This is a genomic window from Zooshikella ganghwensis, assembly GCF_018263875.1.
In the GTDB taxonomy this organism is placed as follows: domain Bacteria; phylum Pseudomonadota; class Gammaproteobacteria; order Pseudomonadales; family Zooshikellaceae; genus Zooshikella; species Zooshikella ganghwensis.
Window position 1 is genome coordinate 15,776 of the sequence record NZ_JAEVHG010000003.1, and the last position, 15,446, is coordinate 31,221.

Consider the following 15,446-nt stretch of genomic DNA (forward strand, 5'->3'; position numbering starts at 1 on the left):
GTTGCACTTCCTCCTGGCAGAAGCAGTGAGACTGTGCGTACTTTTAAAGCATTTACCAATGATATCCAGTGAATGGCACTCAGTAGATCCAGCGGTTACATGCTTATGAACTTTTAAACGCTAGCTTTCGCCCTGAAAAATTAATTGTTGAACTGCGAACTTATCTGCTGGCTCGAGAACTACTGCTCCAGGAAAAATTACCAGAAACGATTAAAGTTGGAACAATGTGCCTACGGAACGCTTCTTTAGAAGTCTTAAAACAGAGTGGATACCTAAAAATGGTTGGTCAACACCACGTGAAGCTAAACATGCAGTGAACAATAATATTTGCAAATATTACAATCGTCATCGTTCACATCTACATAATCAGGGCATGGATGGCATCAGATCAAAAAGAAATGAATTTTAGCTCTTATGTGTTTTTATCAGGCTCATATAGACCTCTTAACTCATTGACAGTATTGTCTCAAAATTAAGTGTCCGATGGCATTAGACCAGCACACTCTCTCATAAAACCAACATCTATTACCCCAGTAAGTAATTGCTCTTCCTGTTCATAAGATGGAAGGTCAATTAATGAAGTACATGTAGAGGTGTTCCTTTCTTTGAAATCTCGTATCAGGCCAGGAAGAAAGTCAGTGCTTGATTTACCAAACCCTATTTGTAAATTACTTATATTTTTGGCTGAATTTATAATATATTTTTCAAGTTTCTTAGCATGTCTATTCAAACTTATTATTTCTTGAATAATAGCCTTTCTGACATCAGACAACTCTACACCCTTAGACCCTCTAATGAATATTTAGATACTGTAAAGCTCTTCAAAATATTTTATTTGTTTAGAAAGCGCTGGCTGTGAAATACATAGTTTCTGGGATGCTAACCTAAAGTCACCTACATTCGCAAGCTCTTCTACAGCAAGTAAGTGTTTGATATTTATTCTCATAACTTTAAGTTATCGCTATTAATTTTTTTCATTATACGTTATCAGACCCTTTGATACAATGCACTAGTCGATGTATTAAAATGTCAAAAATTATTAAGAGGTTAAAATGCAGTTAAAATACGAGTACTTTCTCTTTGACCTAGATGGGACATTGATTGATACAACTAGAATTGTAGAAAAAGTATGGGAGAAGTGGTGCCAAAATGTTGATATTAACTACCATCATATTAAAGAGTGCTGTCATGGTGTTAGAGGCAAAGATATAATAAGACAGTTTTTTCCTGAAGCTGATGTTTACAAAGAGCTTAAATGGCTAGAGGATAAAGAAATAGAGTTATCACCCCTTGCTAACGAAATATTTGGGGCAAAACATTTCTTACTGTCATTACCCCCAATGAATTGGGGTATTGTAACATCCTCAACAAATAAGGTCGCCATCTCAAAATTAAAGGCTTGTAATTTACCTATCCCAAGATTATTAATATCATCAGAAGATTGTAAACGAGGGAAGCCACATCCTGAACCTTATCTTAACGCATTAAAAATTCTTAATATCCACCCTAGTAACTGTCTCGTTTTTGAAGATTCTGACGCAGGTATTGAAAGCGCTTATAACGCAGGATGTAAAGTAATCAAAGTTAATGGAAATAATATCCATAAATCAAGATCATTAATATCAATACAAGATTATAGTTTCATCAATAACAATATGGGTTAAAACACATATATAGAACAAGAAGAGGATCACGAGTCTGAGAAAGGCCGGCTTTACCAGCAGATAGCTAAACTCCAAGTAGAAGTGGACTGGTTTAAAAATAGATGGGGCATCTCGAGTAACATTACAATAAAAAAATCCCATGATTGAGACTGACCACCATAACCACGCAGTAGATACAAATTAGCATGGATAGTAAAGAGCGAGCGATAAATAATATTTTTATCGAATGTCTATAGTGATCAGTAAAATATGAAGGGATTTATTTAAAAGAATATGAGTCAGTTGACCGCTGCGTAAAAATCTGAAAAAGTATTTCCATTTTTTACAATGAAGAACATCCTCTTCAATCGTAGCTGGCCCTCGTATCGAGAACAAAGATATGCTAAGGTAATAATTGAACTTGAATTATACACATAACAAAGCGTGTTTAATAAGGGTTTGGCATTTTTGGATTGCGTTAAGGTTTATGTTTAAGATCCAATACAGGAACTAGTGCACTGCCCTTAACGCGGTGTTAGGCAATATGAGGGTATATCAAGCAATGAAGGAATACGAATTAATTATTGTTGAGGGGAAAGATCAAATTGAGCTTTGCTTCGATGCTTTTAAAGAATTAAGGCCCCAAATAGAAAAAAAACAGTTTGTTGAGCAAGTACTTCGTCAAAGAAAGCAGTCTTATCAAATAGTAGCGATAAAAATAGGTGATAAAGTACCATGTGCTGCTGGCTTTCGTTTTGCAGAGTTTTTAGCTTGGGGAAAAGTTCTCTACATCGATGATTTAACGACATTACCAGAGTACAGAAAGCGCGGATATGCCGCGATTCTAATGGATTGGTTAATTGAGTATGCACAATCCCAAAAATGTGATGGATTGCATTTAGATACAGGCCATCAAAGACATTCAGCTCATAAGCTTTATTTGAAAAAGGGCCTAAATATAAACTCTCATCACTTATCAATTGAGTTTTGAAAAAATGTCTCACAAGAAAATTATATCGTATAAAAATATGCTCAGTTGCCCCCTATTGCGTCGCTTTGCTCTTATATTGTGGCCATATTATTTGATGTTATGTGTTAAGGGTAGATTTGTAGCATGTTAGATCTAAGTACAGGACATAAAACTAAATAACTAAGTAAATAATCCACCTTATTAGAAGGTGGTTTTTTATAATTTCAGCGTTCAAACCAACTGTATCTACACAACACCCTTTCAACGAATATTAATGTCCCTAGTAGGGTCTTTATTTCAAATAAGGAAATTACTTAAAACTCTTATTACTGTTCGTCCTTTTAAGCTCCTCATCAAATTAGATATTGACTACTTCAGGTAAAATTAGGATTAGTCAATAGTTTGGTTAATTAATATTGAAGGTGTCAAAATTTGAGGTAGAAGAACAGGTGAATCCATACCCATTTTATACCATAAATACAAAGGTACACCTGATCGACCATGTTTTGACAAAAACTCAGTAATCTTGCTATTTCCATTCGTCCAATCACCTACCATCATTGCTACATTATTTTGTTTAAATGCTTGCTTTACTTCTTTTTGGTCAATAGAAATTCTTTCATTAATTTTGCAGGTTAAACACCAATCGGCAGTGAAATACAAAAATACATCTTGTTTCTTTATCAAAGTATTTAATTTATCCTGATTAAACACAATAGATTTGGAATCCTCTTGTTGCTCAAACTGTAAAGATGCATGTGTATGTGGTATCCAGCTAACCACCGCCAACAATGGCAATAGTGTTAATGAGACTGCAGGCCACCATTCACCTTTATGTTGCGATCGTTGCCATAACCCGGTAAGCCATAAACCAAAAGTCGATAGCATCGTGGCAGCAAGTACGGTTAAGACATAATTGTTATTCGATTGACGCATCAAAATCCAAATTAAGCCAATTACTGTAATAAACACTGGCAGAGAAAGAACACGCCTCACAACAGACATCCACGCACCAGGTTTAGGTAAGTGATTGCGTAACCCAGGGATAAAACCCACTAGCAAGAACGGTAACGCCATACCAAACCCTAAGCCAGCAAAAATCACAAATGCTATGCCAGTTGGCAATATTAGGGCTGCACCCAAGGCGGTCGCCATAAAAGGACCTGTGCAAGGTGTGGCAACAAATGCAGCTAAAACCCCTGTCCAAAAGTCACCTATCGGACCTTTTTTATCTTGCCATTGAGAGCCAGAAGTCAATGTGCCAAGTTCAAATAGTCCTGCTAAATTGAACCCAATCGCACTCATTAATACGATCAAAATTGCGATCACCGTAGGACTCTGGAGCTGGAAAGCCCAGCCGATCTGGTACCCCAACACTCTCAGGCCTAAGATTGCACCACCCAATAATACACATACCAATACTGCACCAATACTATAGGCAACAGAGCCTATTTTAGTGTCTCTTTCTGAACCTTTATGTGAAATACTTAGTACCTTTAAGCTTAAGATAGGAAACACACATGGCATAATATTAAGTAATAGGCCACCGAGAATTGCGCTAAAAAAAGCTGTAGTTCCAGTCAGCCATGCATTTTCATTAATAGAGTAATTGTTATTTTCCGCTTTAGATTTAAATAAGGCATGGCCAGCTTTATTAGCTTCAAAGCTCAGTGCAACGCCATTATTTAACACTAAGACACCTTGAAACAGATCACCTAATTTATGACCTGCTTTAGTTTGCATTTTAAGAAAGTCACCGTCATGCTCCAGTGATTGTTTTGCACTATTGACAATTGTATTATTCATGACAGGGTAGATATGGGCGTTATCTATATTGATTGAACTTGGTATCGGCAAGGCAAGAACAAATTCATCATCTTCAACCGAAAACTGTCCATTTGCATCTAAAGGTTTGGCTAACTTTTGGTCCCATTTATTAAATTTATCTAGGTTGTTTTTAGAGATCCTGCCATCACCTACAACAAACATGGCATCAACTGTTTGCTGTTCAGGTAAACAAGCTGTGGGATTGCAAACTAAATAACTCACATCAAGTTTAATTGGTAATAAACTCCCGACAGTGACACTTTTATCAACCGTTATACGAGTTAGTAGCGTATATTCACCGTGATAAATGTAATTCATGATATCTCTGGTCACGAGCTGACTCGGAGTAGGGTATTGTATTTCTCCTATTGAAACCCCCTTGGGAAGCTTCCAACTAAATCTGGTTGGAAAACCTGCATCACCGGGGTTACGCCAATATCCATGCCACCCTTTTTTAGGTGTCATGACAATTGCTAGCTTTTGCGTGCTATCAGCAGCAAGGGGGACAGACTCGGTCAGGATAGATATAGAAATTAGGCGTTGATTTTCTATGTGTTCATTTGCTGTGACTTGTGATGAAAATAACAAGACAAAAAACCACATAATAAATTGCGTCAAGAGGCTCATACAGCGCCTATTTCCTTCTAATTAACTAAAATTATTTAACATTAGAAATTGTTTGTAAAACAGAATAGAAATCACCATTTTGTATCGAAGATTTCAGACTAATTTTACCATCGGGATCAATGATCGCTATCGTAGGTATTTGACTAACACCAAACTGCTTAAATAGCGCTCCATCTTTATCAAATACAATTGGCATGGTGGTTCTGTAGCGCTTGCGATACTCTTTAAGGTCAGTAACGGAGGACCATAAGTTGGTTGAAACTGTCACCCATCGAATATTAGATATACTTGGTTTGCTCTCTAGAAGTTCACGCACTTGAGTACAGGCTTTAGATGTCTTGGGTTTAGTTTTCTCTAAATACCATTCACACCAAGGACCAAAGAACACTACAGCAACTTTCTTACTTTTTAGTGTGTTAAACTTAAAACTAAGAGACTGCTCGTCGATGGTTGATAGCGAAATATCTGGTACTAGGTCTCCAACCTTATAACCCGTTTCTTTAGCCACAAAGGTAGGATTATTTAAGGGTTTGCCAGTGGATTTTTCTGTTACAACGCTGTCCAATACCTGGTGGAATCCTTGATCATCCTTATGACCGAAATAGGCAAACTTGCCATTTTTATCAATTAATAAATGTTGAGGAGTAACACGTAATTGAAAGACACGAGCCAATTCCCCATCATCAATGGTAATTGGCATTGTCAATCCCATTTTTTCACGAAATGTAATAACAGATTCTAGATTATCACTGATCCCTGTGTTTACAGCGATCACCTGAACTTCATCACCATACTTTTTATAAATATCTTCAAACCCCGGCATTTGTTCACGGCACGGTACACACCAGGTTGCCCAGAACTTAATATAAACTGGCTTTTCACCATAGACTTGGGCAAGATCGATAGTCTTACCTTCAATACTCCTAATTTTTATTTTGGGTGCTGGAGTACCAATCAAAGATTCCCCTGCAATCTTAGCCCTTCGTTCACCCTCAGATGAATAATCATCACCTTCTGCATAAGCAACTTGCGCAAATGAAAATAAACATAAATACACCATAAATGGTATTTTAATTAACCACTTAAATTGTATTGCCATAGTAATTTTCCTATTGTACATAAGCTGAAATCTTTAGAATCTCTCATATATAGTGAGTGTGAATAATTAAGTAAGGATCTGTAGGCACCCTAAAAAAACTCCGCTTTGTGCAAATTAAGCATCCTTTTATTGAGAAAATTCAAAGCCGCTTCTCAGGTACTAAGAAGTCAGGAACAGTTACCCTAGTGCTCACTCAGATTTTTTTTAAATATGCATTTCTTGAACGCGCGAAATCGCTTTTGGGAGTGCGAATTCGCGGGTAAGTGGATCGTGCGTTCCATCTACCCGGACGAAATTTAAATCGGTAATTCCGATGTATTGAAACGCTACGTTTACATAGGGTGTAAATTGGTCATGACTGACAAATGGTCCATTTGAAAAGATACTTCCGCTTGCCACAACGATATATACCTTTCTATCTGGAACCAGACCAATCTTGCTACCGGTCTCTGTAAACATGAAGGTCCGCCCAGCTCTAGTGATATGATCAAACCAAGCCTTTAATACAGATGGCAGTCCAAGATTCCACATCGGTGACGATATGACTAACAAATCACTGTCAAGCAACATATCAACCATTCTATCTGAGAGCTTAACGGCATTTTTTTGCAGCTCGGTCCGTTCTTCAGGCTTCGTAAAGAACGCCTCGATTGTAAATCCATCCAGGTGTGGCAATGGTTCTTTTGAAAGGTCCAGAACTATCTCATTTAAATCCGGGTATTTGGTTTTTAGTCGGTTGACGAGATAGCCTGAAACCTCCCTCGACACTGAACCATTGAAGTTTGGACTCACTTTGATGTGCAAGAGATTCATACTACTCTCCTTTGAGATCCGAGCATTATTCGGCTAGAGGCTAACTACCCATACAGCGTCTCTTATAGGTGATTGACCTAAGGTGGTTCACCCGAGTCGCAAAACTATCTGGTAAGCTAGTGATGAATTATGATGAAAAACGACATATTTTAAGGGTACAAAAGTTGTAATTTTAGGTAGGACATAGAGTGGGCTACAAAGATATTTATGATCGCGTTATTAATTCCATACACAGTGGGGATCTTAAGCCTGGTGAGCGAGTGCCATCCATACGCAATCTGGCGCAAGAGCTCGGGGTCGCAAAAAAGACTGCAGAGTCAGCTTATGATATTTTGATTGGCGAGGGCTACCTTGTAAGTTGCGGACCTAAGGGAACCATAGTTAATCCGGACCTGGTCATCGGTAATGCATATCGGGATAATTTACCAAGTAAGTTTGAGAACTGTAATTTAAGGAAAATCATCGATCTCCGAGATACTCGCGGGCTCTTTCAGCCTGGCATCCCTTCTCTCGATGAATTTCCGTACAAAAAGTGGCTACTTCTTTCTGGAAAGGCTGCACGTTCCTTAACATATGAAGACTTGGGTCATCCTCCTGTGATAGGCTATCTTCCCCTTCGGCATGCAATAGCCAACTATCTCAACATTTCACGAGGTATAAACTGTTCAGCAGACCAAGTCTTCATAACAAGTGGTTATAATTCTAGTCTTAGACTCATATTTCAAACTATAGCTTCGAGCAACGATAAAGTAGTATTTGAAGAACCAGGATATTTCTCTGGCCAAAAGCTACTAGAAAGACTGATTCAAAATCTCTGCTATGTTCCCGTTGATTCGGAAGGTATCAATGTAGACTTTCTGATATCTCACCATAATGATACAAAATTTGTAATAACCACTCCCTCGCATCATAGCCCTCTTACTGTCAGTCTCACTTTACCCAGAAGACATCAATTGCTGAATTGGGCACAAGAAAATCAGGCCTGGATAATTGAAGATGACTACGATGGAGAGTTCCATTTTTCCAGAAAGAACATACCATCTTTAAAAAGCCTGGATGTATTTGACCGAGTCATCTACGTCGGGACGTTTAGCAAGACCATCATGCCATCACTGCATACAGCGTATGTGGTTATACCAAAGGTATTGGCCCCACAATTTCACGAAACGGCTGAAATAATGGAGACTGGGCTTTCTCTGCTTCCGCAGAAAATACTGGAATCATTTATATCGTCAGGCGCTTTTTACAAACATCTTAAGCGTATGCGCTCTCTGTATGAATCCAGAAGAATGATGGTATATAACGCATTTACAGAAATTTATGGAGATTATTTCAATACACCGCTTCAAAACGGTGGGATGCATATTGTTGCTTTCCTAAAGCTAGACATCAAAGACGTAGCGCTTTGCAATATATGGCAGTCACATGGTTTACAAGTAATTCCGCTTTCAATGTGGTATGCACAAAAGAGGGATAGAAGGTACGGACTGGTCATTGGTTATACCAATATCAAATCCAAAGAAGAAGCAATGACTGCACTTCGCCTCCCTTATAAACAGACTATTGAATTACTTCAATCGTCATGCCATGAATCCTTCCCTGGAAAGTTAAGGGACATGATAGCCAAAAAAAAGCAATAACACCTGCTTAGTTAGTGACTTACTTTAGTTAAAATTTGATAACCTAAGGTGACTCTTTGATCGATGGGGTAGGATTTATTAGCTAAAACCACGACACCCACTTTTTTTGATGGAATAAATGCTGCGTATGCAGAGAACCCATTGGTTGAGCCCGTCTTATTAATCAGCACATTCGTTTGCAGTTGTTTTGGAGGATTAATTTTTTTCACCGAAGACGGTTCTAAAATCATTGCAGGGGAATTACCCTCCAATAGCTGTTTTAAGCTGATTGGATAATCATAATGTTCCCACATTAAACCCTGCATCATGTTTCCAGACTTAAAATAACCAATATGCGTATTATCGATAGCCTGTTGCCACGTTTTATCCAGTTTAAGTTGTTGCATATTGGCATCAATAAACTGAATTAAATCATCTGTACATGATTTTATACCATAGGCTTCAGAGGCAAGCACACCACTGTTTAGTCTAATAGGCTTATCCTTTTTAGTGTATCCTTGTGCGTAAGACTTCTTCTGATCTGCTGGAATATTAATATAACTATGTTTCATGCCTAGCGCTGGAAATAAACGCTTTTCTAACGCTAATTCAAATGGCTGGTTCAGAGCTTCAGCTGTGACTTTACCTAGTAAGCCAATACCCAGATTAGAATAGATTCGGCGAGTACCTGGAGGATACGTCGGTTTCCAATTTTTATAGTAACTCATTAATTGACTTTTATTATGGATACTTTCAGGAACAAACAATGGCAGTCCTGAAGTGTGGTTACCCAAACTCAATAAATTGATTGCATCAAATGTGCTGCCATGTAAAGCAGGTAAATATTTGCTCACACTGTCAGTGAACGATAGCCTTGACATAACCTGAGCATAAGAAGCAAGTGTTGCAGTAAATGTTTTACTTAAAGAACCAATTTCAAAAAGGGTATGTTGGGTTATCGGCTGCAGAGTCTTTTTCGACGCCACACCATAATTATAAAAATAATGATTGCCATTATAGGTAACGGCAATGGCCATGCCTGGAATAGCATATTGTTTAAGCACAGGAAGGACCACACTATCTACCGAACCTTTTAAATTAACTGGTTCCAATCCATTGCCAGCATAACTCAAACAGGCTACACTAGACATTAAAATACAACCTAGTTTTACCATTTTAATTTTCATCAATTTTCCATACATGGTTTAATTCACCGCCATTAACAGTCAATAATAATCTCCACAGCAACCAACGTATTAGTTTGGAATAGTGTTTTATTGGTATATAGAACTTTTACTGTAGAGATGGAGTCAGAGCAAAATGCTCGCAGTCAATTTTCAGCCTTAACTATCCAACCTTAACGATATATTGACAAGCGAGAATAATTTTATACAGGATAAAGAAAATCTTATGTATCGGTTTTAATATGCGACCTTATCTTCCTCTTAACGCATTGAGAGCCTTTGAGTCATCCGCTCGATATCTCAGTTTTACCCAAGCAGCCCAAGAGATGCATGTCACTCAAGCAGCTGTCAGTCAACAAGTCAGAATGTTGGAAGAACGGCTAAGAACCGTTCTTTTTAAACGCTTACCACGTGGGTTAGAAATGACTGACGAAGGACGTTTATTACTTCCAGTGTTAACCAATGCTTTTACTCAAATTGAGACGGTCCTAAAACAGCTCGAGTATAATAATCATAGCCATGAAGTACTGTCCATTGGCGCAGTAGGTACCTTTGCAATCAGCTGGTTGATGCCTCGACTTAAGGTATTCCGTGAAAACCATCCCTTTATTGAATTAAGACTACTGACCAACAATAACCTGGTTAATCATGCAGCAGAAGGATTGGATTTCGCTATTCGCTTTGGTGATGGCAGTTGGCCAACCACACATAATGTATTATTGTTTGAGGCACCACTTACCGTATTGTGCTCCCCCAAGATTGCTCAAAGACTAAACCACCCTCAAGACCTTCAAAAAGAAACATTATTGCGGTCATACCGTACTGAAGAATGGAGTAATTGGCTTACCACTGCAGGACTTGAACCTTGGGTTATGAATGGTCCAATGTTTGACTCATCACGTTTAATGGTTGAGGCGGCGATACTGGGTGAGGGGGTTGCATTAGCACCTGATTATATGTTTTCTCGTGAATTATCCTATGGGTTACTTGTGCGTCCCTTTAATCACCATATCAATGTTGGAGGCTATTGGGTCACGTCACTTAAATCAAGACCTACAACACCGGCCATGCAATGTTTCTATGATTGGCTTATTCGTGAAACAACAAAAGAATAATAAGTGAGCCTTGTTACTTATGAAAAGCCTACCCGAAAAAATACACTCTAAGTCTTATATCATTTCGACCGCCAAATTTCTGATAATGCTTTGCGAGCAGAAGGTTTTTCTTTTACTTGCAGCGTATCATTTAGTATCTCTTTTTCACCTAAATAACCAATAACAAATCCCATTAACACCTGTTGGTCATCGCTTAGCTGTAAATACTCAGCTACTGCTTCGTAATGAATACCAGCCATACCATGCGTGTAAAGTCCTTCCATTCGTGCCTGAAGTGTCATTGCCATCCACGCTGCGCCACAATCCAGTTGGTAAGAAGAGTTTAGTTTACTGTTTCGAGTAAACTGAGTATTTCCTACTAGAAAGCCAATCACACTGGCATTTTTGGCCCACACTTGATTGCCTTCCTGTAATAGTCCTAAAAAATCACTGAATGTTTGTTGCGTTGAGGTATAAAAACACCAAGGCTGCTCATTAAAACAGGAAGGAGACCAACGTGCTGCATCAAATAGTCGGATTAATGTTGCCTGATCAATTTCTTTCTGTTTAAACGCGCGAGGGGACCACCGCTCAATGAATAACCGATTCACACCGGGTACAACATCACGAGCACTAAAATCAATCGAGAGATTGTCTGATCCTTTTTCATTGTGATTCATTATGCTCCCTCCAATGTAACCAATTTAATTGTTATGTCATTGTCTTAAGCTACAACGCTAGTGTAGTGTATTTTGAGCATCATGCTGCTAATAGACATAAAAGTAAAAGACATAGAGTAAAACCAAATGGATGCTTATGTGCTTAGGTATTCCTGCCAAAATTATTTCCATTATTGATAAAGAGAATGGCACAGCTCTAGTGGAAACTGGTGGTGTCCGCAGAGAAGCCTGTGTTTCATTATTGTCATTACAAGGCAAATCTATTAATGATTTAATAGGAGAATGGGTGCTTCTTCATGTTGGATTTGCAATGGCAATTATTGACCAACAAGAAGCACTGGATACCCTAGCACTTTTAGCGTCCCTTGATGGTATTGATGCAAATAACGATTAAGGGGAGTTGTTATGAAACAGGTAATGAACTTTCGTGACCCTCACCGTGTTAATCGGCTCATTAAATGTATCCAAGCAAAAGCAGCTCCTGTAGCAGAACGTTTAGGGCGCCCTTTACAGATCATGGAAGTATGTGGTGGACATACTCATGCCATTGTGAATACCGGGCTTAATCAACTACTCCCGTCGTCTATCGAGCTGATTCACGGGCCAGGATGCCCAGTATGCGTGTTACCCACACATGCCATTGATCAAGCGGTGGCGTTAGCGGAATATAGCAATCATATTCTGGTTAGCTTTGGAGACCCATTGCGGGTACCTGGAAGTCAGCACAGCTTACTCGATGCCAAAGCAAAAGGAGCTCAAATTAACACCATATATTCACCTTTAGATGCGCTTAAACTTGCTAAAAGTTATCCAAATAAAACAATTGTCTTCTTTGCTATTGGCTTTGATACCACAATTCCCAGTACAGCTTGTACTCTCCAAATGGCTTTGCAACAGGGTATCAGCAATTTTCGAGTATTATGTCACCACATTTGTCTTATACCTGTGCTGATGACACTACTTAAGCAACAGGAAATCCAGCTGGATGGTTTTCTAGGACCAGGGCATGTCAGTATGGTGATTGGCGTACAAGCCTATAAACCCATTGTCCAAAAATACCATAAACCACTGGTTATAGCTGGCTTTGAACCAGTAGATATACTGCATGCTCTGTACAAATTAGTTCAACAATTTTCAACGCAGAAATATGCTGTCCAAAATGCTTATTCTCATGTTGTATCCGCAACCGGCAATCAATCTGCTCAGCACGTTATCAATGAAGTTTTTATTTCTGAAGTAGACGCAGAATGGCGAGGTTTAGGCTTAGTACCAAAATCAGGGCTTAGCATTCGCCCGCCATACCGGTCACTTGATGCCTCTTTGCTTTTAGAAAAAAAATATTGCACAAAGCAAGAGTCAGGTCCAACCTACTGTAAAAAAGTCTTAACAGGATCACTCAAACCCCAGCACTGTCCTTGGTTTGGTAATAAATGTACTCCCCACCATCCCCAGAGTGGTCTTATGGTATCTTCGGAAGGTGCTTGTGCTGCTTATTATTCCTCATCTACAAAGGCAAAAGCAGGGATAGTGTCATGAGCAATGATCAAATCATTACCCTTGCTCATGGTGCTGGTGGCGAGGCCATGCAGCAACTTATCGATAAACTTTTTCTTAAAGCATTTAACGATAAACCATTAAGGCAAAAAGAAGACCAAGCGCGAATACCTCTTGCCGAACTGCATGCTAAAGGTGATCGTTTGGCATTCACCACTGATAGCTATGTCGTTTCTCCCTTGTTTTTTCCTGGAGGAGATATTGGCAAACTAGCAGTATGTGGCACACTAAATGACTTAGCTGTTGGTGGTGCTCAACCCCTCTATTTAAGTGCAGGCTTTATTATTGAAGAAGGGTTATCACTAACTTTACTTGAAAAAACTGTATATTCAATGGCAAAAACAGCTAAAGGGCAGGGTGTCTCCATTATTACCGGTGATACTAAAGTCGTTGAACGAGGGATGGCTGATAAATTATTCATTAATACTACAGGTGTTGGCGTTATACCTCAGTCCATTCAATTAAGCGCCGCAAATGCTCGGCCAGGAGATAAAATCTTAGTGAGTGGTTTTATTGGTGATCATGGTGCTACTGTTATGCTGGCACGAGATAACCTGGGCTTACATTCAGACTTACAAAGTGATTGTGCTGCCTTATACCCTCTGATTAATCAGTTATTATTGCAACATACTCATAATATTCGCTGTATTCGCGATGTTACGAGAGGAGGGATCGGAGGTGTGCTCTCTGAGATTGCTCAAGCTTCAAATATCACTATTGAGTTAGACGAAGTTGCCTTACCTGTCCGGTCTCAAACCCGAGGAATTTGTGAGCTACTTGGCCTTGATCCTTTGTTTTTAGCCAATGAAGGACTTGCAGTATTTGTTGTAGACCATCAACACGCTGAAACTGTTTTACAGTTAATGCAGCAACATCCCTTAGGCCAACATGCACAAATCGTTGGTGAAGTTACAGCGTTTTCAATTAACCACTTACATTTAAAAACCCGGTATGGCGCCAGAAGAATAGTTAACGTACCTTACGGGCTTCAATTACCAAGAATTTGCTAAAAAATACCCTTAATATTCTAGAGTAACGGCATAATACTGCTATGTTTTTTACGTTTCATGGCCTTAAAGCTATTTGTGGTGTTTTTAAATCACCTTTTGGCCAAAAACTGGATAATGCTCGTCGAACACACCGTGAATCCCTCCCTGGAGGTTTGGTTGCCGCATCCTTGCGGCAAACAGTTCGACGAGCATTACCCAGCCTTTGTCTCTTCCGTAACATACACTGAGACATCAAAAATATTTATAGAGTAATTGGTGTATAGCAAATGTTTACTCTACGATGTTTAAATCTGGAAGAAACAATTAGTTCATACATAATGAAAGTAGAAAAATTGAAAACGAAGCAAAACCACCTCCTACAAAGGTGGATAATTTACCAGCTTATTTGCACACAAGAAGCATGTAACTTTTCATAACTCCACGATTTAATTTTTCTTTACACTGTTCAGTAACTGCTTGCCTAAACCCTTTTGTACACCCATTCCTAAATTCTTTTACGTAATCTTGTCCTAATATTGGGTCTTCTCTACAATACTGACCTCCCTCACGATATCCTAAAGAGAATCCATCGTCACTTCCCATCGTATCACAATACCTGTTTATTGCATCGAGCTTTGCGTTTGCAGCATCATGATATCCTTCTTGATTACATTTAGCGACGATGTTATCTTGCGGTACATTACCAAAAATAAATGCCATCTCTTCTTCAAGATCATAAATTCTAGTACAGTCTTGCCCATAAGCACCTTTCCACTTTTCCTGAATCATTTCTGTACCTCGTCTAAATGCATTTTTATAAACATTTTTCGTTCTCCATGCATTTAGCCCTGAAAGGCAGTCTGACTCTGCATATGCTAGAGATATAGAACACAATAAAGCTAAACAGCAGGTAACTATTTTTTTCATCAATTTTATTCCTTATGTGTTTAGATCATCAAGGAGCTTTACCTATATAAAAACTAACTAGCTAACAATAAATATCTAAAATTAATTTTTAATCATAAATAAAGCAAACAACTACTTCTATTGATACTCACCACTATTGTCAACAAGTTTAAATTAATAACCAAGCTAAAATATAATTTATAACCAATTTTCATACTATCTTAGAATTAAACACTCACTTGACTCAATTTTTATCTTTAATAAATATGTGCAAAGCAATACCTATAAATACGGTAAAGAAAGACTTTAGCCCTGCTAAAAAAAACGATGATTTAATAAGAATTTTAAAAACGATGATTATTGCAATCGCTGTTTTTAATAAGTCTGACCAACTTTACTAAAATCCTTCATTATCAGTGATTTTGATTCCTATGAATCACA

Annotated in this window: 17 protein-coding genes; 9 read left to right on the plus strand and 8 right to left on the minus strand. The window is 38.5% G+C overall.

Annotation, left to right across the window (positions count from 1 at the left end; all coding sequences use genetic code 11):
- Nucleotides 1–226 precede the first annotated feature (226 nt).
- Entirely contained in the window at nucleotides 227–409 is a 183-nt protein-coding gene (locus tag KHS79_RS26330) for an IS3 family transposase (RefSeq protein WP_212717616.1), read from the plus strand.
- A gap of 63 nt (nucleotides 410–472) precedes the next feature.
- Here the strand turns inward: KHS79_RS26330 and KHS79_RS06165 are convergent, their stop codons facing one another.
- A complete protein-coding gene (locus KHS79_RS06165; RefSeq protein ID WP_212717618.1) occupies nucleotides 473–772 on the minus strand; it encodes a type 2 periplasmic-binding domain-containing protein in 300 nt (99 codons plus the stop codon).
- A gap of 30 nt (nucleotides 773–802) precedes the next feature.
- Nucleotides 803–946, minus strand: coding sequence for a helix-turn-helix domain-containing protein (locus tag KHS79_RS26335; RefSeq protein ID WP_212717619.1), 144 nt, complete (start codon nucleotides 944–946; stop codon nucleotides 803–805).
- Between the two features lie 106 nt (nucleotides 947–1,052).
- Between KHS79_RS26335 and KHS79_RS06175 the strand changes: the two genes are divergently transcribed.
- Nucleotides 1,053–1,664, plus strand: coding sequence for an HAD-IA family hydrolase (locus tag KHS79_RS06175; RefSeq protein WP_212717620.1), 612 nt, complete (start codon nucleotides 1,053–1,055; stop codon nucleotides 1,662–1,664).
- A 541-nt stretch (nucleotides 1,665–2,205) separates the two neighbouring features.
- Nucleotides 2,206–2,634, plus strand: coding sequence for a GNAT family N-acetyltransferase (locus KHS79_RS06180; protein WP_212717621.1), 429 nt, complete (start codon nucleotides 2,206–2,208; stop codon nucleotides 2,632–2,634).
- 369 nt (nucleotides 2,635–3,003) lie between these two features.
- On the opposite strand, the gene KHS79_RS06185 is transcribed toward KHS79_RS06180, so the two are convergent.
- The 3 genes from KHS79_RS06185 to KHS79_RS06195 form a co-directional block, all read right to left on the minus strand.
- On the minus strand, nucleotides 3,004–5,067 hold the full coding sequence (locus tag KHS79_RS06185) for a protein-disulfide reductase DsbD family protein (RefSeq protein ID WP_212717622.1): 2,064 nt from the start codon (nucleotides 5,065–5,067) through the stop codon (nucleotides 3,004–3,006).
- A 31-nt stretch (nucleotides 5,068–5,098) separates the two neighbouring features.
- Complete coding sequence (locus tag KHS79_RS06190) at nucleotides 5,099–6,166, minus strand: TlpA disulfide reductase family protein (protein WP_212717623.1); 1,068 nt, start codon at nucleotides 6,164–6,166, stop codon at nucleotides 5,099–5,101.
- Between the two features lie 204 nt (nucleotides 6,167–6,370).
- Nucleotides 6,371–6,979 (minus strand): FMN-dependent NADH-azoreductase, encoded by a 609-nt coding sequence (locus tag KHS79_RS06195; RefSeq protein WP_212717624.1) that lies wholly within the window; start codon nucleotides 6,977–6,979, stop codon nucleotides 6,371–6,373.
- A 188-nt stretch (nucleotides 6,980–7,167) separates the two neighbouring features.
- On the opposite strand from KHS79_RS06195, the gene pdxR reads away from it, so the two are divergent.
- Nucleotides 7,168–8,619: a MocR-like pyridoxine biosynthesis transcription factor PdxR gene (pdxR, locus tag KHS79_RS06200; RefSeq protein ID WP_212717625.1), complete on the plus strand. Its 1,452-nt coding sequence runs from the start codon at nucleotides 7,168–7,170 to the stop codon at nucleotides 8,617–8,619.
- Nucleotides 8,620–8,630: 11 nt separating this feature from the next.
- Here pdxR and ampC read toward each other — a convergent pair whose 3' ends face one another.
- Nucleotides 8,631–9,773, minus strand: a complete 1,143-nt coding sequence (gene ampC, locus KHS79_RS06205; RefSeq protein ID WP_407704222.1) for a class C beta-lactamase — start codon at nucleotides 9,771–9,773, stop codon at nucleotides 8,631–8,633.
- Between the two features lie 251 nt (nucleotides 9,774–10,024).
- Here ampC and KHS79_RS06210 point away from each other — a divergent pair, with 251 nt between their 5' ends.
- Nucleotides 10,025–10,897: a LysR family transcriptional regulator gene (locus tag KHS79_RS06210; RefSeq protein WP_212717629.1), complete on the plus strand. Its 873-nt coding sequence runs from the start codon at nucleotides 10,025–10,027 to the stop codon at nucleotides 10,895–10,897.
- 59 nt (nucleotides 10,898–10,956) lie between these two features.
- On the opposite strand, the gene KHS79_RS06215 is transcribed toward KHS79_RS06210, so the two are convergent.
- On the minus strand, nucleotides 10,957–11,556 hold the full coding sequence (locus tag KHS79_RS06215) for a nitroreductase family protein (RefSeq protein ID WP_212717631.1): 600 nt from the start codon (nucleotides 11,554–11,556) through the stop codon (nucleotides 10,957–10,959).
- A 130-nt stretch (nucleotides 11,557–11,686) separates the two neighbouring features.
- Between KHS79_RS06215 and KHS79_RS06220 the strand changes: the two genes are divergently transcribed.
- The 4 genes from KHS79_RS06220 to KHS79_RS06235 are packed head-to-tail and all read left to right on the plus strand — an operon-like array spanning nucleotide 11,687 to nucleotide 14,347.
- Nucleotides 11,687–11,950, plus strand: coding sequence for a HypC/HybG/HupF family hydrogenase formation chaperone (locus KHS79_RS06220; protein ID WP_233468286.1), 264 nt, complete (start codon nucleotides 11,687–11,689; stop codon nucleotides 11,948–11,950).
- An 11-nt stretch (nucleotides 11,951–11,961) separates the two neighbouring features.
- Nucleotides 11,962–13,092, plus strand: coding sequence for a hydrogenase formation protein HypD (hypD, locus tag KHS79_RS06225; protein WP_212717633.1), 1,131 nt, complete (start codon nucleotides 11,962–11,964; stop codon nucleotides 13,090–13,092).
- Entirely contained in the window at nucleotides 13,089–14,120 is a 1,032-nt protein-coding gene (gene hypE / locus KHS79_RS06230; protein WP_212717635.1) for a hydrogenase expression/formation protein HypE, read from the plus strand. Before hypD ends, hypE begins: the two co-directional genes overlap by 4 nt.
- Before the next feature lie 41 nt (nucleotides 14,121–14,161).
- Complete coding sequence (locus KHS79_RS06235) at nucleotides 14,162–14,347, plus strand: hypothetical protein (RefSeq protein WP_212717637.1); 186 nt, start codon at nucleotides 14,162–14,164, stop codon at nucleotides 14,345–14,347.
- A gap of 154 nt (nucleotides 14,348–14,501) precedes the next feature.
- Here the strand turns inward: KHS79_RS06235 and KHS79_RS06240 are convergent, their stop codons facing one another.
- Nucleotides 14,502–15,026, minus strand: a complete 525-nt coding sequence (locus tag KHS79_RS06240; RefSeq protein ID WP_212717639.1) for a hypothetical protein — start codon at nucleotides 15,024–15,026, stop codon at nucleotides 14,502–14,504.
- Nucleotides 15,027–15,446 lie beyond the last annotated feature (420 nt).

Bases quoted from the DNA above. Each gene is read 5' to 3' on its own strand.
- KHS79_RS06185 (WP_212717622.1), bottom strand. From the start codon at position 5,067: ATGAGCCTCTTGACGCAATTTATTATGTGGTTTTTTGTCTTGTTATTT.
- KHS79_RS06235 (WP_212717637.1), top strand. From the start codon at position 14,162: ATGTTTTTTACGTTTCATGGCCTTAAAGCTATTTGTGGTGTTTTTAAA.
- KHS79_RS06190 (WP_212717623.1), bottom strand. From the start codon at position 6,166: ATGGCAATACAATTTAAGTGGTTAATTAAAATACCATTTATGGTGTAT.
- KHS79_RS06210 (WP_212717629.1), top strand. From the start codon at position 10,025: ATGCGACCTTATCTTCCTCTTAACGCATTGAGAGCCTTTGAGTCATCC.
- KHS79_RS06220 (WP_233468286.1), top strand. From the start codon at position 11,687: ATGCTTATGTGCTTAGGTATTCCTGCCAAAATTATTTCCATTATTGAT.
- hypD (WP_212717633.1), top strand. From the start codon at position 11,962: ATGAAACAGGTAATGAACTTTCGTGACCCTCACCGTGTTAATCGGCTC.
- KHS79_RS26335 (WP_212717619.1), bottom strand. From the start codon at position 946: ATGAGAATAAATATCAAACACTTACTTGCTGTAGAAGAGCTTGCGAAT.
- KHS79_RS06215 (WP_212717631.1), bottom strand. From the start codon at position 11,556: ATGAATCACAATGAAAAAGGATCAGACAATCTCTCGATTGATTTTAGT.
- hypE (WP_212717635.1), top strand. From the start codon at position 13,089: ATGAGCAATGATCAAATCATTACCCTTGCTCATGGTGCTGGTGGCGAG.
- ampC (WP_407704222.1), bottom strand. From the start codon at position 9,773: ATGGTAAAACTAGGTTGTATTTTAATGTCTAGTGTAGCCTGTTTGAGT.
- KHS79_RS06175 (WP_212717620.1), top strand. From the start codon at position 1,053: ATGCAGTTAAAATACGAGTACTTTCTCTTTGACCTAGATGGGACATTG.
- KHS79_RS06195 (WP_212717624.1), bottom strand. From the start codon at position 6,979: ATGAATCTCTTGCACATCAAAGTGAGTCCAAACTTCAATGGTTCAGTG.
- KHS79_RS06240 (WP_212717639.1), bottom strand. From the start codon at position 15,026: ATGAAAAAAATAGTTACCTGCTGTTTAGCTTTATTGTGTTCTATATCT.
- KHS79_RS06180 (WP_212717621.1), top strand. From the start codon at position 2,206: ATGAAGGAATACGAATTAATTATTGTTGAGGGGAAAGATCAAATTGAG.